Source organism: Paraburkholderia phenoliruptrix (assembly GCF_047325075.1).
Lineage (GTDB): Bacteria > Pseudomonadota > Gammaproteobacteria > Burkholderiales > Burkholderiaceae > Paraburkholderia > Paraburkholderia phenoliruptrix.
Window position 1 is genome coordinate 1,226,685 of the sequence record NZ_CP168530.1, and the last position, 24,450, is coordinate 1,251,134.

General features: G+C 62.9%; 20 protein-coding genes. 9 read left to right on the forward strand and 11 right to left on the reverse strand.

What is annotated here, in order from left to right; genetic code table 11:
- The first annotated feature begins 3 nt into the window (after positions 1-3).
- A complete protein-coding gene (locus ACEN8U_RS05460; RefSeq protein WP_014972154.1) occupies positions 4-333 on the forward strand; it encodes a hypothetical protein in 330 nt (109 codons plus the stop codon).
- Between the two features lie 5 nt (positions 334-338).
- On the opposite strand, the gene ACEN8U_RS05465 is transcribed toward ACEN8U_RS05460, so the two are convergent.
- The 3 genes from ACEN8U_RS05465 to ACEN8U_RS05475 form a co-directional block, all read right to left on the reverse strand.
- Complete coding sequence (locus ACEN8U_RS05465) at positions 339-599, reverse strand: hypothetical protein (RefSeq protein WP_041746494.1); 261 nt, start codon at positions 597-599, stop codon at positions 339-341.
- Positions 600-763: 164 nt separating this feature from the next.
- Positions 764-1,096, reverse strand: coding sequence for a hypothetical protein (locus ACEN8U_RS05470; protein ID WP_013590622.1), 333 nt, complete (start codon positions 1,094-1,096; stop codon positions 764-766).
- 307 nt (positions 1,097-1,403) lie between these two features.
- Positions 1,404-3,287 (reverse strand): bifunctional sugar phosphate isomerase/epimerase/4-hydroxyphenylpyruvate dioxygenase family protein, encoded by a 1,884-nt coding sequence (locus ACEN8U_RS05475; RefSeq protein WP_310108341.1) that lies wholly within the window; start codon positions 3,285-3,287, stop codon positions 1,404-1,406.
- A 306-nt stretch (positions 3,288-3,593) separates the two neighbouring features.
- On the opposite strand from ACEN8U_RS05475, the gene aroQ reads away from it, so the two are divergent.
- The 3 genes from aroQ to ACEN8U_RS05490 are packed head-to-tail and all read left to right on the forward strand — an operon-like array spanning position 3,594 to position 6,404.
- Positions 3,594-4,049: a type II 3-dehydroquinate dehydratase gene (gene aroQ, locus ACEN8U_RS05480; protein ID WP_013590620.1), complete on the forward strand. Its 456-nt coding sequence runs from the start codon at positions 3,594-3,596 to the stop codon at positions 4,047-4,049.
- Entirely contained in the window at positions 4,046-4,972 is a 927-nt protein-coding gene (locus ACEN8U_RS05485) for a shikimate dehydrogenase (RefSeq protein ID WP_374725919.1), read from the forward strand. The genes aroQ and ACEN8U_RS05485 overlap by 4 nt, the downstream gene beginning before the upstream one ends.
- Positions 4,973-5,030: 58 nt before the next feature.
- Positions 5,031-6,404, forward strand: coding sequence for an MFS transporter (locus ACEN8U_RS05490; RefSeq protein ID WP_035480272.1), 1,374 nt, complete (start codon positions 5,031-5,033; stop codon positions 6,402-6,404).
- Positions 6,405-6,481: 77 nt separating this feature from the next.
- Here ACEN8U_RS05490 and ACEN8U_RS05495 read toward each other — a convergent pair whose 3' ends face one another.
- From ACEN8U_RS05495 to ACEN8U_RS05505, 3 genes are all read right to left on the reverse strand, one after another.
- Positions 6,482-7,207: a TetR family transcriptional regulator gene (locus tag ACEN8U_RS05495; RefSeq protein WP_013590617.1), complete on the reverse strand. Its 726-nt coding sequence runs from the start codon at positions 7,205-7,207 to the stop codon at positions 6,482-6,484.
- Positions 7,208-7,358: 151 nt separating this feature from the next.
- A complete protein-coding gene (locus tag ACEN8U_RS05500; RefSeq protein ID WP_310108337.1) occupies positions 7,359-8,648 on the reverse strand; it encodes an FAD-binding oxidoreductase in 1,290 nt (429 codons plus the stop codon).
- Between the two features lie 58 nt (positions 8,649-8,706).
- On the reverse strand, positions 8,707-9,639 hold the full coding sequence (locus ACEN8U_RS05505) for a dihydrodipicolinate synthase family protein (protein WP_310108335.1): 933 nt from the start codon (positions 9,637-9,639) through the stop codon (positions 8,707-8,709).
- Positions 9,640-9,769: 130 nt separating this feature from the next.
- On the opposite strand from ACEN8U_RS05505, the gene ACEN8U_RS05510 reads away from it, so the two are divergent.
- Together ACEN8U_RS05510 and ACEN8U_RS05515 are read left to right on the forward strand one after the other, a co-directional pair.
- The gene (locus ACEN8U_RS05510; protein ID WP_310108333.1) at positions 9,770-10,783 is read left to right on the forward strand and encodes a LysR family transcriptional regulator; all 1,014 of its coding nucleotides are present in this window, start codon (positions 9,770-9,772) and stop codon (positions 10,781-10,783) included.
- 191 nt (positions 10,784-10,974) lie between these two features.
- A complete protein-coding gene (locus ACEN8U_RS05515) occupies positions 10,975-14,061 on the forward strand; it encodes a transglycosylase domain-containing protein (protein ID WP_310108331.1) in 3,087 nt (1,028 codons plus the stop codon).
- 21 nt (positions 14,062-14,082) lie between these two features.
- Here the strand turns inward: ACEN8U_RS05515 and ACEN8U_RS05520 are convergent, their stop codons facing one another.
- The 5 genes from ACEN8U_RS05520 to ACEN8U_RS05540 form a co-directional block, all read right to left on the reverse strand.
- Positions 14,083-15,309 carry an ROK family transcriptional regulator gene (locus ACEN8U_RS05520; RefSeq protein ID WP_310108329.1) on the reverse strand — a complete coding sequence of 409 codons (1,227 nt, stop codon included), beginning with the start codon at positions 15,307-15,309 and terminating at the stop codon, positions 14,083-14,085.
- Positions 15,310-15,339: 30 nt separating this feature from the next.
- Positions 15,340-16,137 (reverse strand): ATP-binding cassette domain-containing protein, encoded by a 798-nt coding sequence (locus ACEN8U_RS05525; protein ID WP_013590611.1) that lies wholly within the window; start codon positions 16,135-16,137, stop codon positions 15,340-15,342.
- An 87-nt stretch (positions 16,138-16,224) separates the two neighbouring features.
- Entirely contained in the window at positions 16,225-17,211 is a 987-nt protein-coding gene (locus ACEN8U_RS05530) for an ABC transporter permease (RefSeq protein ID WP_310108328.1), read from the reverse strand.
- Between the two features lie 87 nt (positions 17,212-17,298).
- Positions 17,299-18,303, reverse strand: coding sequence for a sugar ABC transporter substrate-binding protein (locus tag ACEN8U_RS05535; protein WP_014972144.1), 1,005 nt, complete (start codon positions 18,301-18,303; stop codon positions 17,299-17,301).
- Between the two features lie 398 nt (positions 18,304-18,701).
- Positions 18,702-19,733, reverse strand: a complete 1,032-nt coding sequence (locus ACEN8U_RS05540; RefSeq protein ID WP_310108326.1) for a LacI family DNA-binding transcriptional regulator — start codon at positions 19,731-19,733, stop codon at positions 18,702-18,704.
- Positions 19,734-19,923: 190 nt separating this feature from the next.
- Between ACEN8U_RS05540 and ACEN8U_RS05545 the strand changes: the two genes are divergently transcribed.
- From ACEN8U_RS05545 to ACEN8U_RS05555, 3 genes are all read left to right on the forward strand, one after another.
- On the forward strand, positions 19,924-21,075 hold the full coding sequence (locus ACEN8U_RS05545) for a sn-glycerol-3-phosphate ABC transporter ATP-binding protein UgpC (protein ID WP_310108324.1): 1,152 nt from the start codon (positions 19,924-19,926) through the stop codon (positions 21,073-21,075).
- Between the two features lie 11 nt (positions 21,076-21,086).
- Positions 21,087-23,072, forward strand: coding sequence for a beta-galactosidase (locus ACEN8U_RS05550; RefSeq protein ID WP_310108322.1), 1,986 nt, complete (start codon positions 21,087-21,089; stop codon positions 23,070-23,072).
- Between the two features lie 89 nt (positions 23,073-23,161).
- Positions 23,162-24,415, forward strand: coding sequence for an ABC transporter substrate-binding protein (locus ACEN8U_RS05555; RefSeq protein WP_374725918.1), 1,254 nt, complete (start codon positions 23,162-23,164; stop codon positions 24,413-24,415).
- Positions 24,416-24,450 lie beyond the last annotated feature (35 nt).

A 24,450-nucleotide genomic window follows, 5' to 3' on the forward strand; every position in this document is an offset into this window, starting at 1 on the left:
CTTATGGCTCGCCGCAAGCATCGTTATTACGTGTACGTCGTCGTGCTCGACGACAAGGTCTGGAACGAGGCGCGTTTTCGCCGTGCGAATCCGGATTACCGGTTCGACAAGCCGTGCGTGTATGTGGGGATGACCGGGCTCGATCCCGATCTGCGTTTCGACCGGCACAAGGCCGGCATTCAGGCCAACCGCTATGTGCGCGATTACGGCTTGCGCCTCGTGCCCGAGCTGTATGAAGTGTTCAATCCGATGCCGTATCGCGGCGCACAGGAAATGGAAGTGGAACTGGCAATCGGGCTGCGCGAAGCGGGATACGGTGTATGGCAGGCGTAAGCGCGTTATTTGACGCCGAGTCCGCGCAGCACGGCATTGCCTTCGGGCGTCAGGCGGATGCGCGCGCCGCCCGCTTCGTTTGAAATTGTTTCGATCAAGCCCGCTTCGTGCAGTTGCGGAATCTCGGGTTTCGCGGATGCGTCGATGGGCGCGTGCAGCAGAAGCAGCAGCGTCGCCAGTTCGTGATGGCTCAGCAGGCGGCGCAGGATGGTGGGACGCCTCGCCGGCGCCGCGGTGTCGTTGCTGTTCTGTTCGGGCTGGTTCATGGTGCGCACCTCGTGCGGTAGTGTCCGAGGCATGATGGGGACGAAGTCTTAAACGATTCTTAAGAAGCATTGTCCTGTAACACCGTGACACGAAGATGGCACCAGCGTCGCACCGGCGTACCTTACCAACCCTTAACAGCCGGCTTCCCGCCGCGTTGCAAGGCCTACGGCGCGCAGGTTTTCGCGGCGCTTTCGATCCACAGATTGTTGGCGTGGCGCTTGCCCGCATAGAAGCGGTAAGTGGTCGCTCCATTGTCGCTGCGCACCTTGATGACGTTCGAATCGCCGAAGTCGAGCATCTGGCCTTGCGGGATCGACGTGGATTTGAACGCGGCGTCGTGGTTGGAGGCTAGTTGCGTCAGGCAGGCCACGACGTCGTTGACCGAGCGCTGCGTGGTGGTGTCCGTGACCGGCTCGCCGGCATCCGGGTTCTTCTGAAAGTAGGCGCAAGCGCTGAGAAGGAGGGGAACTGACAGGACTACGGCAAACTTCTTCATATCTCTCCTGGCGTTTGATTCGGCCGGCGGTGTGGGCGGGCGGACCCGAGGCTGCGCGAGCGCTCCCGTCGCAAACACCGCTGCGACCGGACCGGCGACACAGCCGCGCGGCGCGGACCGCAAGTCAGGCCTCATTATATCGGGCGATGGCTCGCCTTCAGCCGATGGCGCACGGCCCGTGCCTGAGTGAGCGAGAGCCTGAGCGGCTGAGGGGCGGAAGCTTGCGCGGTTCAGGGCCGCGAGCCGCAAGCGGCAATCGTTAAGCCGCAATCGTCAAAGCCGCGGCCAACCACTCTCAGCCCGCCGCCTATCTCCGCCGCTGCGCCTGCGCGGCGAGCCGCACCGCCGCATTGCCCGCGCCGTAGCCGTCATAACCGCCGCGCCGCTCGACGATTTCCATGAAAAAGCGCTGGTCCAGCTGCTCGGTGTAAGCGTGGAAAAACTCCCCGCCGCGCTCATCGCGATCGTAGAGGATGTTGTGCTCGCGCAGCGCGTCCAAAGTCTCGTCCGGCAACGCGTAGCGGGCGGCAAGGTCGTCGTAGTAATTACGCGGGATGCGCAGCACCGGCAAACCATCGGCGACGAATTCGGGAATCGCGCTGAAGATGTCGCTCGTGCTGAAGGCCACGTGATTGAGCCCCGAGCCGTGATAGGTATGCAGCGCCTCGGCCACCGCCGTATGGTGATCCACCGACGCATTCAGTACTACGCGAACCGAGCCGTCGCGGCTGCGCAGCGCGCGGCTGCGCACAAGTCCATACGGATCGGGCACGAGCACGCCCGGCTCGGCCTCGAAACCGAACGCCGTGCGCAGAAACAGCACCCACGTATCCAGTGAATTCGCCGGCACCGCAAGACACACGTGATCGATGCGGCTAAGCGGGCCCACTTCCGCCGGGCCGTTGATGTCCGTGAGGATGAAGTCGGCTTCGAACAGCGTCGGCTGATCCGGCGTTTCGTCGACGAAATAATTGAGGCTGCCGTCGGGCGCCTGCACCGCGGGCAGCACCCGTTCGTTCGGTCCGACCTGGCCGGAAAAAGGCGCGTAGCCGAAGCCTGCTGCGCGCTCGAACGCCTGCCTCGCGTCGTCGACACGAAACGCGGACGCGCACAGCGACAAACCATGCTGCTGGAAAAACGCATTGGCAAACGAATCGGGCTCGGCGTTCAGCACGATCGACGCGGCGCCGTGCTGATACAGCGTGACATCTTTCGAACGATGCTGGCCGGCCTGGCGAAAACGCAGCTTGCCGAGCCAGTCGGCGAGATGTGCGCGCGTGGTGTGATCCACGGCGAATTCGAGGAACTGGTAGCCGACGTGCGCGGGCGCCGCCGGCGGTTCGTAAAGCTCGCCGACGGGTTGCCGCGAGGTTTCAAGCAGCGCGCGCGCCTGCTCCTCGAGAAACAGAAGCGAACGATGTCCGTCCGCCGCGGTGATCGTGGTGGGCGCGGCGCGGAAACCGTCGTTGAAAATTTCCAGCGAAAGCGGGCCCGTGTAGCCCGATTTGACGACCTGGGCGGTGAAGTTCGCGACGTCGAAGTCGCCCTGACCGGGAAAACAGCGGTAGTGGCGGCTCCATTCGAGCACGTCCATTGCAAGCTTCGGGGCGTCCGCGATCTGCACGAAAGCGATGCGTTCGCCCGGGATGTCCGCGATGCCCTCAACGGTGTCGTTGAGCGACAGCGTGTGGAAGCTGTCGAGCACGAGCCCGAGGTTCGGATGGTTCACCGCGTTCACGAGCTTCCACGCGTGGCGGTAGGTCTTGACGTGCTTGCCCCACGCGAGCGCTTCGTAACCGGCGATCACGCCGGCCGCTTGCGCCGCCTGCGCGAGCGCGCCGAGCTGGTCGGTCATCAGCGCGTCGTCGCAGAGGGTGTCCGGCGAGACGTTGCTGCACACCAGAATGCGGTCCGTGCCCAGTTCGTGCATGACGTCGAATTTGCGTTTCGCCCGGTCCAGGTTGCGCGCGAGACGCTCGGCGCTCACGCCGTCGAAATCGCGGAACGGCTGGAACAGCATGATTTTCAGGCCGAGATCTTCGGCGATGCGCCGCACGTCGGCGGGCGAGCCGTCGAAATACAGCAGATCGTTTTCGAAAATCTCGACACCCTCGAAGCCCGCCGCCTGGATCGCGGTCAGCTTCTCGACGAGGGTGCCGCTGATCGACACGGTGGCAATCGAACGTTGCATGTACAGCTCCTGCGAAGACAGTCGGGCGGCTAGCGCGGATATGCGTTGCGGCGCAGCGAAAAGCCTTTCCGGTAGCCATGTTGCGATGCGAAAAATGGGCCAGTTCGTTAGTTCGACAGCAAGACGCGGGCCAGAATTTCCCAAGATATGCGCATTTTTCGACAGTCTATACAAACTAACTAGATGGTACAAATTCGTATAAACCCCGAATGACGGCGCCGGCCGATGCGCGCACACTTCGCCATACGTTGAGAAGCGTTATGAGTTTCCGGCCGTCGCTTCTGGTTCTATCCGATCGAGACAATCATGACTTTTGCGTCCGTACTGGTCCTCAATGGACCGAACCTCAATCTGCTCGGCACACGCGAGCCGGCCATCTACGGCTCCGAAACGCTCGACGACGTCGCCCGGCTTTGCCGCGACGCCGGCGAGCGCCTCGACCTGGCAGTCGATTTCTGCCAGTCGAACGCCGAGCACCAACTGATCGACTGGCTGCACGCGGCGCGCACCAAGGTCGACGGAATTGTCATCAACCCGGCTGCGTTCACGCACACCTCCGTCGCGATCGCCGACGCGCTCTCTGCCATTCAGAAGCCCGTGATCGAAGTGCACATTTCGAACGTGCATCGGCGCGAAGCGTTCCGCCATCACTCGTATGTGTCGGCGGTGGCGGAGGGGATCATCGTCGGTTGCGGTACGCAAGGCTATGTGCTCGCCCTCGAGCGAATGGCGACCCTCCTTAAGAATAGGGCGGCCAAATGAACATGCCAGCGAAGACGCCTGCGGACACGCCAATGAGCGCAAAAACGGCCGCACAGGCCACTGCGAAATCGTATCTGGTCGGTCTGATCGGCGCGGGCATCGGCGGCTCGCTGAGCCCCGCGATGCACGAGGAAGAAGGCAGCCGGCTCGGCTTGCATTACGTGTACCGCCGCATCGACCTCGAAGCATTGAAGCTCGACGTATCGGCACTCCCGGAGCTGCTGCTTGCCGCCGAACGAATGGGATTCAACGGTCTGAACATTACCTACCCGTGCAAGCAGGCGGTCATTCCTCTACTCGACGAATTGTCCGACGATGCCCGCGCGCTCGGCGCCGTCAACACGGTGCTTTTCAAGGACGGCAAGCGCATCGGCCACAACACGGACTGGTCCGGTTTCGCCCGCGCGTTTCAACGCGGCCTGCCCGACGTCTCGCTCGAACGCGTCGTGCAACTGGGCGCGGGCGGCGCAGGCGCCGCGGTGGCGCATGCGGCGCTTGCCATGGGCGCACAAACGCTCACGCTGTTCGACGTCGATGCGGCGCGAGCCGCAGCGCTTGCCGCGGAATTGCAGAAACGTTTCGCAGACCGAACTGTCAGCGCGGGCGCGTCCACAGATGCTGCGCTCGGCGCAACGCTCGCCGCCGCGAACGGCCTCATTCACGCCACGCCCACCGGCATGGCCAAGCTGCCCGGCCTGCCGTTGCCGGCGCAATTGCTGCATCGCGACCTGTGGGTCGCGGACATCGTCTATTTCCCGATTCGCACGGCGCTGTTGCAGGCAGCCGAAGCGCTCGGCTGCCGCACGTTGTCGGGCGGCGGCATGGCGGTGTACCAGGCAGTCGACGCCATGCGCATTTTCACGGAGCTGGAGCCCGATGCCCAGCGCGTCTATACGCATTTCCAGTCGCTGCTGGAACGCTAACCGGTAGCGCACGCCGGTGAATGACGGATACCTAATCAGTTAGAGGAGACAAACCCCCATGCCGCAACCGATCCAATCCAGCCCGGCGGACGCCCAGCGTCACCCCGGCGCCAATGCGGCCGCGAGCACGGCGCGCCGCTCGAACGCGCGTTATCAGATACTCGGGCTGCTCGCCGTCGGCACGATGATCAACTATCTGGACCGCACGGTGCTCGGCATTGCCGCGCCGCAGTTGACGAAGGAACTGGGCATCAACGCCGCGATGATGGGCCTGCTGTTTTCGGTGTTCTCGTGGAGCTACGTGGCCTCGCAGATTCCGGGCGGCCTTTTTCTCGACCGTTTCGGCAGCAAGCTGACCTATTTCCTCTCGATGACCTTCTGGTCCCTTTGCACGCTCGCGCAGGGACTCGTGCACGGCATCGCAGGGCTGTTCGTGTTCCGTCTGGGTCTCGGCGTCTCCGAAGCACCGTGCTTTCCGACCAACAGCCGCGTGGTGGCGACCTGGTTTCCCCAGAGCGAACGCGCGATGGCGACGGGCACCTACACCGTCGGCGAATACATCGGTCTGGCGTTTTTCAGTCCGTTCCTGTTCATGCTGATGGGCGCATTCGGCTGGCGTTCGCTGTTCTATGTGGTCGGCGGCGTGGGGATCGTGTTCGGTCTCATCTGGTGGTTGCTCTATCGCGAACCGCGCGAGCATCCGTCGGCGAATCAGGCTGAGCTCGACTATATCGAAGCAGGCGGTGGCCTCACGCAACGGCACACCGGCGCCGCTGCAAGCAGCGCGGCAGCGCCCGCGAAAAGCGGCTTCGAATGGCGCACCATCGGCCGCCTGCTCAAGCATCGGCAACTGACGGGCATCTGTCTCGGCCAGTTCGCCGGCAACTCGACGCTCGTGTTCTTTCTCACCTGGTTCCCGACGTACCTCGCGACGGAACGCCATATGGGCTGGCTCAAGATCGGCTTCTTCGCAATCATGCCGTTCATTGCGGCGTCGATCGGCGTGATGTTCGGCGGGCTCTTTTCCGACTGGCTGCTGCGCCGCGGCAAGTCGCCGAACGTTGCGCGCAAGCTGCCGATCATCGCCGGTTTGCTGCTCGCGTCGACAATCATTCTCGCGAACTATGTGCAGAGCAACGTGGCGGTGATTGCGATCCTCTCCGTGGCGTTTTTCGCGCAAGGCATGGCGGCGCTCGGCTGGACCCTGGTATCGGACATCGCGCCTGAAGGCCTGCTCGGCGTGACCGGCGGCATCTTCAACTTCGCCGCGAATCTGGCCGGCATCGTGACGCCGCTCGTGGTGGGCTTCATCGTCGCGGCGACGGGGTCGTTTGTCGGCGCACTCGTGTTTATCGGCGTGATCGCGCTGATCGGCGCGCTGTCGTACATCTTCATTGTCGGCGACATCAAGCGGATCGTGCTGGTGGACTGAGCACGCGCTTTTAAGCAACAGCAATAAGAAACGGGACGTGGCGCAGGCCACGTCCCGTTTTTCATCTGCTCGCGCTTCTAGTCTTCCTTGCGCACGAAACGCAAGACAGCGTCGACGATCATCGCGCGGTGACGCGCGCGCAGTCGCGGATGCGACGGATCGCGTCCGAACGCCGTGCCGAACGTATGACGGTTGCCGATGCGATGAAAGCACAGCGAACTAATCAGCAGATGGAGGTCGATGGCGTCGATGTCGTTGCGAAATTGGCCGGCCGCGACGCCGCGCGCGAGCAGATCTTCGATCGTATGAATGACGGTGACATTGCGGCCTTTGAAGCTCTTCGACTGCTCGACATACTTCGCGCCGTTGATGTTCTCGATCGTCACGAGGCGCACGAAGTCGCGCTGGCGGTCGTGATAGTCGAAGGTGAATTCGACGAGCGCACGCATGCCCTCCACGGGGTCGAGCTCGCTGACATGCAGGTCCTGTTCGAGCGCGCGAATGTCGCCATACACTTTTTCGAGCACCGCCTGATACAGGCCTTCCTTGCTGCCGAAGTAGTAATACAGCATGCGCTTCGTGGTGTTCGTGCGCTCCGCGATTGCGTCGACGCGCGCCCCCGTCAGTCCCATTGCGGAGAACTCCTGCGTCGCGACGTCGAGGATATTGCGCTTCGTCTGCTCGGGATCGTACTTGCGGCGAGCGTCGGTACGTCGGACGTCGCTGCGTCCGTTGTCCTTACGCGGCGCGTCGGACGGGATGCCGTTGGTATCGGGCTCGGCGGCCTTGCTTCCCTTTTTCATTGTGTATTCGAGCTATGCGAGCTATTCGAGCGGCGGTGACGGCGCATTCTAGCATGCGAAAAAAGCGCTTCGCCGCGGGGTTTCCGGGCGTTAAACCTTGCGCCGGTCCGTATCCAGGCGGCCTCGAAGCACCTCGCCTGACGAGCGCACCCTAGCCGACGCCGCGAACCCGCCTGCGACGTGCGGCCAACGCATCGCGCGTCTGCATCGCGGTGTAAGTCAACTGGGCGGCGGCGAGACCGAGCGCGCCGTAGGCGGGCGTGAGGCCGAACGTGGCGAACGCCTCGGGCACCGGGCGCTCGCCCGCAATCGCCGCAGCCAGCAATTCGCCGGAGACGGTGGTCGGCGCCATGCCATGCCCGCCGAAGCCGACGGCGTGCCAGACGCCGTCCGCGCTGCGGCCGATTTGCGGCATCTTATGACGCGCGTAGCTCATCAGGCCGCCCCACGCGTAATCGACGCGCACGTCGTGCAATTGCGGATACACCTTGAGCAGATCGCGCCGCAGTAAACGCGCGATGACTTCCGGCGCGCGATCGCGCACCGAGATGCGTCCGCCCCACAGAATGCGCGTATCCGGCAAAGGCCGGTAGTAGTCGAATGCGAAGCGGGTGTCGTAGACCGCTGCGCGCGTGCCGATGGCGTCGTGCAGACGCGGGCCGAGCGGTTCGGTTGCCATCACGTAAGTGGCGATGGGCAGCACCGCACGCTCCACTTTCGCATAGACGTTGCGCGCATAGCCGCCGCCCGCCATCACGACGTGCCGCGCGTCGACGGCGCCGTGCGGCGTGTGCACGACGAAGCCCGCGCCGTCGCGCTGCAACCGCACGACAGGCGATTGCTCATGAATCCGCACGCCTGCATGGGCCGCAGCGCTGGCCACGCCGAGCACATACTTCAAAGGGTGAAAGTGAAACGCGTTGCGCTCGAAAAGGCCGCCGTGATAACGGCGCGTCTTTAATTGTGAGGCAAGCTGGTCTGCTGGCAGCGGTTCCCAGTCGACACCGAACGAATCGCGCATCAGGCGCCGCTGTGTTTCGAGCCGCGCCGGTTCGTCGAACCAGTTCGCGAGAATCACGCCAGCGTCGGTCGCGTCGCAATCGATGCGATAGCGCGCGATGCGCGCCCGCATCAGATTGACGGCGTCGACCGTGAGCCCGTACAGTTCGCGCGCGCGAGCCGCGCCTAGCGTTCTCAGCAGATCCGCGCAATCGAGGCTGTAGCCGCCGAACACAAAGCCGCCGTTGCGCCCCGATGCGCCGAAACCGACTTGCTTCGCTTCGAGCACCGCGACGTTCGCGAGGCCGCGCTCGACGAGTCCCAATGCCGTGGAGAGCCCCGCAAGGCCGCCGCCGACGATGCAAACATCGACGCTATGCCGCCCGGCAAGCGGCGCGTAAGCAGACGGGCGAGTGACAGTGGCTTCGTAGAAACTTTTCATGACGGCTAGCGTAGCGGCAATTGCGTCCGCACGCAAAGCCGCTTGCTGCCGCCGCGTGTTATCGGCCCCAGCGCAGCACGAGCGGGTCGAGCCGCCGCGCGATTTTTAGCAAGCCTTCGCGCGTGGCGGGGTGCATCGCCGGCAAGGGATGACGCACCGCGTCCGAGCGGATCACGCCGCCTTCCTTCATCAACGCCTTGCACGAAGCAAGACCCCCCTGGCGGTTTTCATAGTTGATGAGCGGCAGCCACTGCTGATAGTGCGCGGCGGCGGCTTCGGTATCGCCTGCGGCATAGGCGTCGACGATCAGACGGATGCCGTCCGCGTAACCGCCGCCCGTCATTGAACCCGTTGCGCCCGCATCGAGATCGGCCATCAGCGTGATGGCTTCCTCGCCGTCCCACGGCCCGACAATCGCGTCGCCGCCCAGCTGGATCAGTTCGCGCAGCTTGTTTGCCGCTTGCGGCACTTCGATCTTGAAGTACGACACATGTTCGATCTCGCGTGCCATGCGTGCCAGAAACGGCGCGGACAGCGGCGTGCCGCTGACCGGCGCGTCCTGAATCATGATCGGAATGTCGATCGCATCGGACACCGTGCGATAAAACTCTTCGATGCCGCGCTCGCCGATTCGGATCGTGGCGCCGTGATAGGGCGGCATGATCATGACCATCGCGGCCCCGGCCTCCTGCGCACGGCGGCTGCGTTGTGCGCATTGATGCGAGCTGAAATGCGTCGTGGTGACGATCACCGGCACGCGACCGGCGACGTGCTCGAGCACGACGTGCATCAGTGTGTTGCGCTCGTCGTCGGACAGGGCGAACTGTTCGGAGAAGTTCGCCAGAATGCACAGACCGTTCGAGCCCGCATCGATCATGAAGTCGATGCAGCGCTTCTGGCCTTCCAGGTCCAGCTGGCCGGATTCGTCGAAGATGGTGGGGGCAACGGGAAACACGCCGCGCATCGCGGCGGCAGGGCTGTTTGGGCTCATGATTCAGGCTCTTTTCAGATGTAATAGGGCAGAGTGAACGTCTCCAGCGCCGACTATACGGCGCCGCCGCGCGCAGGTATATTGAATTGTTTCCATCCAGTGATCGCTTTTGCGACTCACCGCGGCATTCATGAAAAACACTCTGAACGTTCTGCTGGGCAAGCTGCGCATGAAGCAGCTTCAGTTGCTGATCGCGCTCGACGATCAAAAGTCGCTGCATAAAGCGGCGGGCCTGATGGCGATGACGCAATCGGCCGCCAGCAAGGCGTTGCACGAACTCGAGTCGATGTTCGAGGCGCCGCTTTTCGAGCGCTCTAAAAGCGGCATGATTCCGAATCAGCTGGGCCATTGCGTGATCCGCTACGCGCGCCTCGTCGCGACGGATCTCACTGCACTATGTCAGGACGTGGCCGAAATACGTTCGGGGCGCGGCGGGCGCCTTGCGATCGGCGCGATCATGGGCGCCATTGCGCAATGCGTGATTCCCGCCGTCAATCGGCTGCACGCCGGCTATCCGAACCTGTCGATCGAAGTGGTGGAAGACACGAGCGCGCGCATGCTTGCGCAACTCGACGAGGGCCGGCTCGATCTCGTGATCGGCCGAGCCGCAGTGGCGGCCGATCCGTCGAAGTATCAGTATCACCCGCTTGCGGATGAGCCGTTGTCGGTAGTGGTGGGCTATGGCCACCCGCCATTCCCGAAAAAAGAGGTGAAACTTGCCGATCTCGCCGATCACCGCTGGGTGATGTATCCGTCACATATGCCGTTGCACGCGCTGCTCGAACGCGAAATGGATCTCGCGGGACTCTCCATGCCGGACAACCCCATTTCCACGGCGTCCACTTTCGTGACGGTCGCGCTTTTGCAAAGCAGTGCGGACCTCGTGTCGTTGTTGCCGACTGCCACTGCGGACATGTTCATTCGGCAAAAAATGCTGCGCCGCGTGCCGGTGAAACTCAAGTCGCCTTCGCAAACTTTCGGTGTGGTGACGCGCAAGGGCGGCGTGTTGTCGCCGCCGGCCGGGCGTTTCGTGGAATTGCTGCGGCAGCACACGCCAAGCGATCATAGGGTGCGCCCCGCGCGGCAGCAGGCGACCCGAAAGGTGCAATCTGCCCAAGCCGCCAGGAAGCGAAAAACTGCCTGAACCCGTGGTTTTGGGAGCGCATGGCAGACGTCGAATATCGCACGGTAATTCGCAGTTTGCTATGTCCTCGCAACGAGTGTTGTAGCGGCGACACTGGGGTTTAACCGAACCAAATGCGTCTTCACGTCCGCGCTACACTGCTTAAAGGGTGTCGGATTTACGAGGCTGGCGCCCGTCCGGGGAGAGCAGTCATGAATCGGCCTTCGGTTCGGTTTCCGCTTCGCGCCACCAGCACCACGTCGGTGCGCAAGTGGTTCAAATGGACGCTGGTGGCGGCCTTGTTGCTGGGCCTCGCGTGGCTGGTACGGCTGTGTCAGCTCGAAATAGAAACATCCCGGCTGCAGGCGCACTATCTGTCCGAACTCACCCGCGACGTCGGCTTCACGGTGGATGACGGTCCGAGTCATTCCATCCGTTTTCCAGAAGCCGAAAAAGGCCCTTACGACACGCGCCTCGGTTATGCGCTGCTGCCGTCCATCCAGCAACGTCTCTTGCAGCGCGGCTTCGAAATCACCGCACAGGCGCGCGATTCGGAACGCATGCTCTCGTTGGCCGACAGAAGTCTTTTTCTGCCGTATGCCGAGAAAGACCAGGCCGGCTTGCAACTTTTCGACGGCACCGGCGCCCCGCTTTTCAGCGCCAGCTTTCCGGGCCGCGCTTATGGCAGCTTCGAGGCGATTCCGCCTGTCATCGTCAACTCGCTGCTCTTTATAGAAGACCGTTATCTGCTCGATCCGAATCAGCCGAACCGCAATCCGGCTATCGACTGGGGGCGCTTCAGCCGCGCTCTCGCGGACCAGGGCGCGCGCCTATTCAATCATCATCAGGCGACGCCCGGCGGCAGCACGCTCGCCACGCAGATCGAAAAATTCCGCCACTCGGCAGGCGGCCGCACGGCCACGCCGCCGGAAAAGCTGCGGCAAATCGCGTCGGCTTCGGTGCGCGCCTATTTGAACGGGCCGCAAACCATGCCTGCGCGTCAGAAGATCGTCGTGCATTATCTGAATTCGGTGCCGCTTGCCGCGCAACCTGGCATCGGCGAGATCAACGGCATGGGCGACGGTCTTGCCGCATGGTATGGGCGCGATTTCGCGGACGTGAACCGCATACTTGCCGCGCCCTCCCGTGCAGAGAGTCTGCCGGAGCAGGGCGAGGCATTCCGCCAGGTGCTCTCGCTGATGATCGCCCAGCGCGCGCCATCGTATTTCCTGCACCGCGGCTATCCCGAACTGGAGCGGCTGACCGACAGCTATCTGCGCCTGCTCGCGAACGGCGGCGTGATCTCGGCCGGGCTGCGCGATGCGGCGCTTGCCGCGAACGTGCAATTGCATCGCACACCTAAACGCGTGGAAAGGGCCAGCTCATTCGTATCGCGCAAGGCCGTCACGTCCATGCGCTCCAACCTGCTCGCGGCCCTCGGCATTCCGAGCTTCTACGAACTCGACCGGCTGGATCTGCAAGCCACCGGTACGCTCAATAACGCGGTGCAACAGGCAGTAAGCGAACGGCTTGCCGCAGCCGCCACGCGCGACGGCGCGAAAGCCGCAGGTCTCGTCGGCTTCGAAATGCTGCGCGCCTCGGACGATCCATCGAAAATCGCCTATAGCTTCACGCTGTTCGAGCGGCGCGACGGCGCGAACCTGGTGCGCGTGCAGACAGACAGCGTGAACCAGCCGTTCGACATCAACTCCGGCGCGCGACTGAACCTCGGTTCCACTGCAAAACTGCGCACCGTAGTGACGTATCTGCAGATCGTGTCTCAACTGCACGACCGTTATGCTGCCCGCAGCGCGGCAGAACTCAAAGCGATCAAGCCCGATCCGAACGACCAGCTGACGCGTTGGGCGCTCGGCTATCTGTCGCATACGCAGGACCGTTCGTTGCAAGCCATGCTCGATGCAGCGGTGGAACGCAAATACTCGGCGAATCCGGGCGAGACCTTCTACACGGGCGGCGGCGCGCAGACCTTCAACAACTTCGAATCCGACGACAACAGCCGCATTCTGACCGTGCGCCGCGCGTTCCAGCATTCGGTGAATCTCGTATTCGTGCGGCTGATGCGCGACATCGTCCACTATGAGATGGTGCAGACCACCGGGCTTTCGTCGCAATGGCTGAGCGACCCGGCGATCCGCAAGATGTACCTGACGCGGTTTGCCGATCAGGAAAGCCGCGTCTACATGAATCGCTTCTACGCGAAGTATCACGGCAAGACGCGCGACCAGGCCCTCGCGTTGTTGCTGCTGGGCGTGCGCAAATCGCCGCCGAAAGTGGCCACCGTGTTGCGCAGCGTCGCGCCGGACGAGTCGAATGCATGGTTCAACGCGAAGATGCGCGCGGCGCTGAAAAATACGCCGGCCGCCTCGGTGCTCGACGACGAAGACCTCGCGAAGCTCTACACCAAATACGGAATCGACCGCTTCAATCTGAACGACCGCGGGTATATCGCGAGCGTGCATCCGCTGGAATTGTGGACGCTCAATTATCTGCGCGAGCATCCGGACGCCACGCTCAGCGAAATCCAGAACGCGAGCAGCGACGTGCGCCTGCAAAGCTACTCGTGGCTCTTCAAGACGCGCTACCACGCAACGCAGGATCGCCGCATCAAACGCATGGTCGAATTGCGCGCGTACGAGGCAATCGGCAAATCGTGGCAGGCGCTCGGCTATCCGTTCACGACGCTCACGCCTTCGTATGCCGCGGCAATCGGTGCGTCGGGCGACAGGCCCGCGGCGCTCGCGCAACTGATCGGCCTGATTGCCAACGACGGCAACAAGGTGCCGACCGAAAGCCTCACGCAACTCGACTTCGCGAAAGACACGCCGTACGAAACGCATTTCCGGCGCGCGGCAGCCGCGCCGCAACAGCAGCTCTCGCCGGAAATCGCGGGAACCGTGAAGGGCATGCTGCGCGACGTGGTGACGGGCGGCACGGCGCGGCGTCTTGCGCAAGGCATGACGTTTCCCGACGGCCGCACCATGGACGTGTACGGCAAGACGGGCACGGGCGATCAGCGTTTCAACGTATTCGCCAAAGGCGCGCGGCTTATCGAGTCACGCAAGGTGAACCGCAGCGCGACCTTCGTGTTTGCTATCGGCGACCGCTTTTACGGCACGCTGACGGCGTGGGTGCACGAACCGTATGCGGCGCACTATGAATTCACGAGTGCGCTTTCCGTCCAATTGCTGAAGTCGATGGCGCCGGTGTTGCAGCCGCTACTGGAATCTCAGCCTGCCACGACTGCCTCGGTGGCTGCGACCAAGGTTGCTGTGCAATAAGGCGCCGCTGTCCGTTGTGAATCAATAGGCTGGCTCGGTCGCCGGCTTCAGAAAGAGTTCATGCACCGGTGCGAAGTGCGCATAGAGCGGCAGGATCGCGCCGCCCATGGCGCGCGCGTCAGCGCCGATTGCCCCTTCCAATAGTTGCGGACGCACCATTCCTTCCCACTCGAACCGGTCGAGCACGCGCTCCGTGCGGCGAATGATTTCGCGCACCATTTGCCGGTCGAGCTCGCCGTCGATCACTACCGCTTCGAGATCAAGCAACGCGGCCGCGTTGATGAGCGCGCTGGCAATCGCCGGACATGCGCTGTCGAGCCATTCCTCGGTATGCCGCCACATGTCCGGCAACAGCGCGCGATGATCGTGCGCGGCGGCGGGCGGTTTGCCTGCTTCGCTCAGCAGACGTTCCAGCACGAAGCCCGACGCTGCATGCAGCAGTTGCCGCGCGGGCTTGCGTGCGCTGCTTTCGCGCAGCGGAATCGAGCCGACTGCGCCGGCGTTATCGTGCGGACCGCCATGCAAGCGGCCGTCGATGACGAGCCCGCCGCCGATAAAGGTGCCGACGAACAGATACAGGAAATTGTGGATGCCGCGGCCCTGGCCCATGACGAGTTCGGCGGCACAGGCTGCGGTGGTGTCCTTTGCAAATTCCACCGGCAGGCCCGTCATGGTCGCGATACGCGAGCGCAGGTCGATTTCATGCCATGCGTCGAGCGCGTCGGGCGGCGCGCCGAGGAAGTCGCGCCATCCGCCGAGCCAGAGCGGCGCGGCCACGCCAACGCCGACTACCTTGCTCGCGTTCTCACCGAGCGTCTGATTGACGCGCGCGAGCTTACTTTCCAGCGCGGGAAACAGCGTGCGCGGATCGGGGTAAGGGTATTCGAACACATCGCGGCAGACGACGCGGCCCGCGAAATCCATCGCCAGCACGTCGAGACTGCGGCGGCCCACCTTGATGCCGATCGTGTAGGCGCCGTCCGCGTGCAACGCAATCGGCACCGACGGCTGGCCGATCCGTCCGCGCACACGAGCCTGCTTTTCCAGCAGGCCGTCGTCGATCAGACGATCGACGATCATCGAGACGGTCTGCATCGACAGACGCGTGAGGCGGCCCACGTCGGCTTTAGGCAGCGGCCCATGCAAACGGATCGCCTGCAGCACGATGCGTTCGTTGAATTGCCGCATGCCGACCTGGTTGGAGCCGACGGTGCGTTTGAGCGACGGGCGCATGCCGGTGGTGTCCATGGTCGCGGGTCCCTCAGCGAAGTGACTGCATCATGCAATCGCCTTGACGTCGGCTTCTTTTGCACCCGTCATGATCGCAACGGCCTCCGACATGTGCACGTCTTTCGTATTGACGAGCGCGGCGCGCCGGCCGAGGCGCTGAATGTGAATGCGGTCCGCGACCTCGAACACATGGGGCATGTTGTGACTGATGAGAATGACGGGCAGTCCCCGGTCGCGCACACGGCGGATCAGTTCGAGCACCATGTTGCCTTCCTTCACGCCGAGCGCGGCGGTCGGTTCGTCGAGAATCACGACATGCCGCGCGAACGCCGCGCTACGCGCGACGGCGACGCCTTGACGCTGGCCGCCGGAAAGGGTTTCGACGGCCTGGCGCATCGAGCGAATGCCGATCTGCAGATCCTTCATATGCGCAGTCGCTTCTTCGAGCATGCGGCGTTTGTCGATCATCTTGAAGATCGAGCCGCGCCAGCCGGGCTTCAGCAATTCCCGCGCGAGAAAGAGATTTTCGGCGATGCTCATGGCCGGCGCGACCGCGAGTTCCTGATATACCGTTTCGATGCCTTGCGCGCGCGCATCGAGCGGGCTGCGGAATTTGACGGGCTTACCGTCGAGCAGGATGTCGCCTTCGTCAGGAACGGTCGCGCCCGACAGCGCCTTGATCAACGACGATTTGCCTGCGCCGTTGTCTCCGATCACAGCGAGAATCTCGCCGGGCAGCACCTCGAAGTCACAGCCGTCGAGTGCGGTGACGTTGCCATAACGTTTGACGAGCCCACGCGCCTGGAGAACCGGCTGCGGGGCAGAAGCGGAAGTTGTTGTCGACATGACGGGCTCCTGTCAGCCTGAGCGGGCGCCTGGTGTCGTCCAGACACGCTCGCTCGGGCCGTATGCAAGATGGTTGCGATCCAGTGCTTAACCGCGGCGATGAGAAAGTTTGTCCGCGGCCACCGCGAGAATCACCAGCATGCCGGTAATCAACACCTGGTAGACCGAAGAAACGCCGATGAGAGTCAGGCCGTTGCGAAAAACGCCGACAATCAGCGCGCCGAGCAGCGTACCGGAGATCGAACCGCGTCCGCCGAAAAGACTGGTGCCTCCGAGCACCACCGCGGTAATGCTGTCGAGGTTCTCCGTCTGGCCTGCTTGCGGGTCGCCCACGCCGGTACGCGATACCGACAGCAGTGCTGCAATGCCGTAGATCGCGCCCGCCAGCGTGTAGACGGTCAACAGTATTTTCTGCGACGACAAACCCATCAGCCGCGCGGCCTCGGCGTTATTGCCGAGCGCATACAGGTGCCGTCCGGGGATCGTGTCGCGCAACACGAACCATGTGGCCAGGTACATCAGCAAGGTGAGGACCGTGCCATAGGTGACATCGGCGGGACCGAGCTTGAAGGTGTTGCCGAAGAACATGATGGCGTCCGGCAGATTCGACACGCTTTCCGCATTCGAATAGATCTGCGTCAGCGCGAACGCAATGTTCAGCGTGCCGAGCGTGACGATAAATGCGGGCAGCTTGATGCGCGTGATCAGCACGCCGTTCAGTACGCCGAACAATGTGCTTGCGCCGATGCCGCACAGAATCGCGACGACGGGCGGCAGGCCGAGCGTGACGGCGAACTTCGTCATGATGATGGAGCCGAACGCCATCACCATGCCGCACGAAAGATCGATGCCGCCTGTCAGCACGATCAGTGTCTGACCGATTGCGATGACCGCGACGACCATCGTCTGCTGCAGGATCAGCGAGAGGTTCTGGAACGAGAGAAACCGGTTGCTCTGCGAAATAAAAAATGCGCAGGCCAGTACGAGCGCAACGAGCGGCCCGGCTTCGGCGAGCGAGGGCAGGCGGTCTGATAAATGGCGCGGATGGCCCGCGGGCGCGGATGGAGTCGACATGATGGATGTCCTCGAGACAGGAGCGTGGCCTTTGCCACGCGGCGAAACGTACGGCGGCCCGGCACGCGGGCCGCCATGCAATGCGCGTTACTTGTTGCCCCAGCAGTTGTCGAGGCCGAATTTGGTGTCCTTGCTGTCGATGCCGGACATCGGTTTGTCCGTGATCAGCGTCACGCCCGTGTCCTGGTAGCCCGACACCTTCTTGCCGGTCTTCGCGTAATCGACGCCGGCCGTCACGCCGAGCGACGCCATTTTCAACGGATACTGCTGCGAGGTTGCGGCAATCGCACCGGCCTTCACGTTGCGCACGCCTTCACAGCCGCCGTCGATCGAGACGATCATCACGCTCTTGTCCTTGCCTGCTGCTTTCAGCGCGCGGTACGCGCCCGCAGCCGCCGGTTCGTTGATCGTGTAGACGACGTTGATGTCCGATGCTTTCTGCAGACAGTTCTCCATCGCCGTCTGCCCCTTTGCCTGATCGCCGCGCGTGTCCTGGCTGCAGACGATGGACGGGTCGCCTTCTTTCACGCCGAAGCCTTCGAGAAAGCCGTTATGGCGCAGCACGCCGACCGATACGCCAGGCGCAAGGTCGAGCGTGGCGATCTTCGCAGGCTTGCCGTTCAGCGCGGCCTTCGCATATTTGCCGATCAGCACGCCGGCTTTGAAGTTGTCGGTGGCGAAGAGGGCGTCGGTGGCGTCTTGCGGATCCGTCGGCGTATCGAGCGCGACGACCATCACGCCGGCGGCGCGCGCTTTCTTGATGCTCGGCACGATTGCCTTCGTGTCGCTCGGCGTGATCAGAATCGCTTTGGCGCCCGCCGTCATCATGTTTTCGATCGCAGTGACCTGGCTCGCGTTATCGCCGTCGAACCGGCCCGCAGCGGTCATCAGTTTCGCGCCGTCTTTCGATGCGGCGGCTTCGGCGCCTTGCTTCATCTTCACGAAGAACGGGTTGGTGTCCGTCTTCGTGATGAGGCCGACCACCGGCTGGTCGGCTGCCTGGCTCGCGCTCGCGCACCAGAGCGCCGAGGCCGCGACGCACAGCGAGACGATTTTCCTGGTGGCAGGAACCCTGCGGGAATTCAGATTCATGGGACGCTCCTCCGATTATTGGCAATGACGTTTTTGAACTGCTGGGTGGTTGCACACGCGAACGCTGCGCGGGCGCAACCTGGTTCGCGGCCGATTCGGACAGATAACGCAAGACCGAAAGACGCCGCCTAAATCACTTTGGTTGATTTAGTACAGCAGGCGCGGCGCAGCTCGTCAAGAAAACTCGTCGGCGAGCGTGTGAGTGCAGCGAACCATGCGCAAGCGCGCAAAGCCTTATGGAGCGGGCCTGTCAGCCGCTAGTGCGATGCAGCGCGCGGCGCGGCGGATTGGGGAAAGTCCTGGCTGCGGTGAAAGTCGCGTGAAAGGCAAGCGGCATACGTTGGCCCGCCGAAACACACTTTGTGGCCGCCTTTGAAAGCGGGCAGTGCGCCCGAGTCTCAGCGTGAACGCGGCACGTCAGTCGACGCTCGCACCACCAGTTTTGGGGCCGACGAAATGCGCATCGGCACTTTGGTCTTGCCGCGTCGCGCGTGTCCATACGACGACTCGATCAGTTCGCGCAGCAGCGACACCGCGAGCCCGGCCACTTCGACGGTCGGCACGGCCACGGTGGTCAACGCGGGCCGCGATTCGCGCGCAAGCTGAATATCGGTGATACCGATCACGGAGAGATCTGTCGGGACCGAGAGGCCCAGGTCCGCGGCCGCATGCATCGCGCCGAGAGCGGGCAGGTCGTTGGTCGCGAAGATGGCGGTGAGTTGCGGATCGGCTTCGAGCAACGCGCGCGCCGCGGTGTAGCCGCCGTGGATCGTATCCGCTGCATGTTTGACGCGGTTTTTTCGCACGCCGGCCACGCGCAGCGCGTCGACGAAACCTTCGTAACGTGTGGCATGAATGCCTGACACCTTGCTGCCGACAATCGCCCCAATCCGCCGATGTCCCAGTTCGAGCAGATGCTTGCCTGCCAGCTCGCCGGCAAGACGAAAATCCACGGCGACACAGGGCAGTCCCGGCGGCTCGTTGGGCCGCTCCCACATGCACAAAACCACCGGCGTGCCGCGTGATTCGGTGACGTGAAGGTCGGCGAAGTGCAGGTTGGCGTTCGTCACGAGCACGCCTTCCGACAGCGTGCCGGCAATCTGATCCAGGTACGCGCGGCCGGTCGCGGGATCATCGTTAGTATTGCAGATGATCACGAAGTTGCCGCTCGCGCGCGCCGCGCGTTCGACGGCGAGCGCGAACTCCGGGTAGAACGGATTGGCGATGCTCGATACCATCAGGGCGAGCGTGGGCGCGCGGCCTTCGGCCAGCGCACGGGCCGCAAGATGCGGCCGGTAGCCGAGGGCATCGACGGCTTCGAGCACGCGCTGGCGCGTCGTCTCGCCCACGCGGCCGCGATTGCGCAGCACGTTGGATACGGTGGCGGGCGTGACGCCGGCATGGCGCGCGACTTCGCTAAGTGTGGGCATGTCTCTTCATTATTTGGGATGGTTACCCGGCATTTGCATCAAAGCGCGAGGCGCGGCACCATCTGTCGCACAGACAAAACGACATGGAGACAGGCAGGGACCGACGATCGCATGCGATCGATTTTTTCGGTCACGCTGATTAAGCGCTTAATCTCCATCGTCGAGCCGATTAAATCACGGAGTCGATGCAATGGCGAGCATTTCGTTAAGAGGCGTGCAGAAAGCGTATGGCGACGGCGCGCCGGTGATTCGCGACGTCGATCTGGACATCGGCGAAAACGAATTCTGCGTTTTTCTCGGACCTTCCGGCTGCGGCAAGTCCACATTGCTGCGCATGATTGCCGGGCTCGAGGATGTGACCGACGGCGACCTTTCCATCGGCGGCAAGATCATGAACGACGTGCCGGCGGCGCAGCGCGGCGTGGCGATGGTGTTTCAGAGCTACGCGCTCTTTCCGCACATGACCGTGTTCGAGAACATGGCATTCGGACTGAAGCTCGGCAAAACGCCGAAGGAAGAAATCGAGCGCAAGGTGCAGGAAGCCGCGCGCATTTTGCAACTGGAAGCGCTGCTCGAACGCAAACCGAAAGCCTTGTCCGGCGGTCAGCGTCAACGCGTTGCAATCGGCCGCGCAATCGTGCGCGAACCCGGCGTGTTTCTGTTCGACGAACCGCTCTCCAATCTCGACGCCACACTGCGCGGCCAGACTCGCATTGAAATCGCGCGTCTGCATAAGCAGTTTGCGAAGGCGAGCGTAGTGTATGTCACGCACGATCAGATCGAGGCCATGACGCTCGCGGACAAGATCGTGTTGCTGCACGCGGGCAAAGATACCGAGCGTTACGGCAGCATCGCGCAGATCGGCGCGCCGCTCGAGTTGTACCACCGTCCGAAGAGCCGCTTTGTGGCCGGCTTTATCGGTTCGCCACGTATGAACTTTTTGCCGGGACGTGTTGCTTCAGTCGACCCGCAAGGCGTGATCGTCACCCTTGATGCCACGCAGGAAAACGTGCGTGTGCCGGTGGACGGCGCCGCGCTCGAGGTGGCTCAAGCCGTCACGCTGGGCGTGCGGCCCGAGCACCTCGAATTCGTTCAGACCTCGGCTTCTCACGATGACGCAGTGCTCACACGTACCGTCTCGCTTGTCGAACAACTCGGCGAACACAGCTATGTGCATCTGGATCAGCCCGGCGGCGCCGCGCTGATCGCCAAAGCGCCGGGCAATACGCACCTCGCGCCGAGGGACCGCGCGCACCTGCGCGTGCCCCGCCACGCCACGCATTTGTTTACCGAAGACGGCTTTGCCGCCGCTTCGCTCGAATCCGTCGAACACTACGCATAAAGGACATTCGGATGCGCCTTGGAGTCTGCTATTACCCGGAACACTGGCCAGAGTCGATGTGGGAAGACGACGCGCGCCGGATGAAAGCACTCGGCATCGAGCAGGTGCGCATTGCCGAGTTCGCGTGGAGCCGCATTGAACCGGCGCCCGGCGAATACGATTGGGCGTGGCTCGATCGCGCGATCGACGTGCTCGGCGGAGCCGGCTTGAAGGTCGTGATGTGCACGCCGACCGCGACGCCGCCGAAGTGGCTGATCGACCGTCATCCGGACATCTTGCCGATTGGCGCCGATGGCCGCCCGCGCGCGTTCGGTTCGCGACGCCATTATGATTTTTCATCGCCGTCGTACTTCGCGGCTTCGCAGAAGATCTGCACGGCGATTGCGGAGCGTTACGGCAAGCACCCGGCCGTGGCCTACTGGCAGACCGATAACGAGTTCGGTTGCCATCACACGGTGGTCAGCTATTCGCCGGCAGCGGTGGGGCGATTTCGCGAGTGGCTGAAGGCGCGCTATAAAACGGTCGACGCATTGAACCGTGCGTGGGGTACCGTGTTCTGGAGCATGGAGTACCGCAGCTTCGACGAAATCGATGCGCCGGTTGCTACGGTGACCGAAGCACATCCTTCGCACCGGCTCGACTACCGGCGTTTTGCGTCGGACGAAGTGGCGCGCTATAACCGCATGCAGGTCGAAATCATCCGCGCTCATTCGCCGGGACGCCCGGTCGCGCACAACTTCATGCAGCTCTTCACCGAGTTCGATCACTACAAGGTGGCGGCCGATCTCGACGTCGCTGCCTGGGACAGCTATCCGCTCGGCGCACTGGAAGAGCAATGGTTCGGGCCCGAGGTGAAGGCGCGCTGGCTGCGCAGCGGTCACCCCGACTTTGCGTCGTTCAATCATGACGTGTATCGCGGCATGTCGAAGCTGCCGTTCTGGGTCATGGAGCAGCAGCCGGGTCCTGTGAACTGGGCCATGTGGAATCCCGCGCCGCTGCCGGGCATGGTGCGTTTGTGGAGTTGGGAGGCGTTCGCGCACGGCGCGGGCTGTGTGTCGTATTTCCGCTGGCGTCAGGCGCCGTTCGCGCAGGAGCAGATGCATGCGGGTTTGAATACGCCCGATAATCGCCTCGACGTGGGGGGTAGCGAAGCGTCGCAAGTGGCCGAAGAAATCGGCACCGTGCTCGCGGCAAACGCCAATGCCGACGCGGCCATCCGTTCGAAGGTCGCGCTCGTCTACGACTACGAAGCGAAGTGGTTGTTCGAAATTCATCCGCAGGGCGCGGATTTTCATTACCCGCGCTTTGCCTTCGAGTACTACTCGGCGCTGCGCGCGCTAGGCCTCGATGTCGATGTCGTGCCGGTCGACGCCCCGCTCGACGGCTACAGCCTGATCGTCGTGCCGCCGCTGCCGGTCGTGCCGGCGGATCTTGCGGCGCGTCTTGCACGCTCGGGCGCGCAGGTCGTCGTCGGTCCGCGCGGCGGTTCGAAGACGCCGGACTTGCAGATTCCGGCGAACCTTCCGCCGGGCGCGCTCGCCGATGTGTTGCCGCTGCGCGTGTGGCGCGTCGAATCGATGCGGCCTAACGTGACCGAAGCCGTGCATCTTGCCGGTGTGCAGGATTCGGGCTCGGGGCATGGCGTCGCACGGCACTGGCGCGATTTCGTCGAAAGCCACGACGCGAATCCGCTCGACGTGCTCGCGCGTTTCGCCGACGGCCACCCCGCGTATGTGCGAAGCGGTACGTTTCATTACTTCGCGAGCCTCTTCGACGATGCATTGATGGTGCGGCTCTTTGCGCAAATCGCGCAGCAGGCAGGCATCGAGACGATAGCGCTAGGGGATAGCGTGCGTATCAGCCGGCGCGGTGCGCTGACCTACGTGTTCAACTACGGCGAGTCCGCCCACACCATTGCCGGCGTAGCAGACGACGCGTTCGTGATTGGCTCGCGTGAGGTGGAACCGCAGGGCGTGGCAGTGTATCGATCGAAATGACCGGCGCGGGTAGCAGGGCGATTGGCAAGCCGGAATTCCATGCAGTAACGACAACGACGCAAAATCAAGGAATAAAGGAGACAGGTAGCATGAAAATGAAACCACGCAAGGTTCTGCTGACACTCGCGCTCGCTGCGGCTGCGCTCGGAACGTCCGTCGTGAGCACTGCGCAGGCCGGCACGTTGACCGCCAACATTGCGTTCAAGGGTGCAAGCCAGCGCGCGGTTTGGCAGTCGGTAGTGGACGACTTCAAGAAGGCGCACCCCGGCATCGACGTGAAGGTGTCGTTTATCGACGAAGAAGCGTACAAGGTGCAGTTGCCCGGCTGGCTCTCGACGGTCGCTCCGGATATCGTCAACTGGCACGACGGCGAGCGCATGGCCTATTACGCGCAGCGCGGCCTCTTCGAAGACCTGAGCGGGGACTGGGCGAAGAACGGCTGGAACGACATGTATGCGTCGACGAAGGAAGCGTCCTCGTATAAGGGCAAGCAATATGCCGCGCCCACCGTGTACTACTCGTGGGGTATGTTCTATCGCAAGGATCTGTTCCAGAAAGTCGGCATTTCAGGCGAGCCGAAAACGTGGGACCAGTTTCTCGACGACTGCAAGAAGCTGAAGGCCGCCGGCATTGCGCCGATTGCCGTGGCCGGCCGCGATGCATGGACGCTCGCCGGCTGGTTCGACTACCTCGACTTGCGCCTGAACGGCAATGCATTCCACCAGAAGCTGATGGCGGGCGAGATTGCGTACACCGATGCGCGCGTGAAGAAGGTTTATACGACGTGGAAGCAGCTGATCGACGCGGGTTATTTCATCGACAATTCGCTCTCCTACGATCTTGATGCAGTGCAGCCGTTCCTCTTCCAGGGCAAGGCCGCGATGATGCTGATGGGCACATTCATTACCGGAGGCTTTCCGGCAAACGTGAAGCCTGAAATGGGCTACTTCCAGTTCCCCATTATCGACGCGAATGTGCCGACTGCCGAAGACGGGCCGGTCGAATCGCTGCATATTCCGTCGAAAGCAAAAAACAAGGCGGATGCTCATACGTTCCTCGCGTTCGTCGAGACGCCGGAGATCGGCGCGAAGCTGGCCACGGGGCTTGGCTCACTGTCGGCGAACAGCAAGTCGCCGGAGCCGGAAGATCCCATCTCGAAGATCGGCTTCCAGATTCTCGCGAATACGAAGGGCGGCATTGCGCAGTTCTACGATCGCGACATGACGAAGGAAATGGCCGATGAAGGCATGAAGGGGATGCAGCAGTTCATCTCCGATCCGTCGAAGCTGGACAGCGTGCTCGCGCAGCTGGAGCAGACGCGCAAGCGGATCTATAAAAAGTAAGGAAGGAGACGGCCGCGAGGCCGTCTACTGTTGTT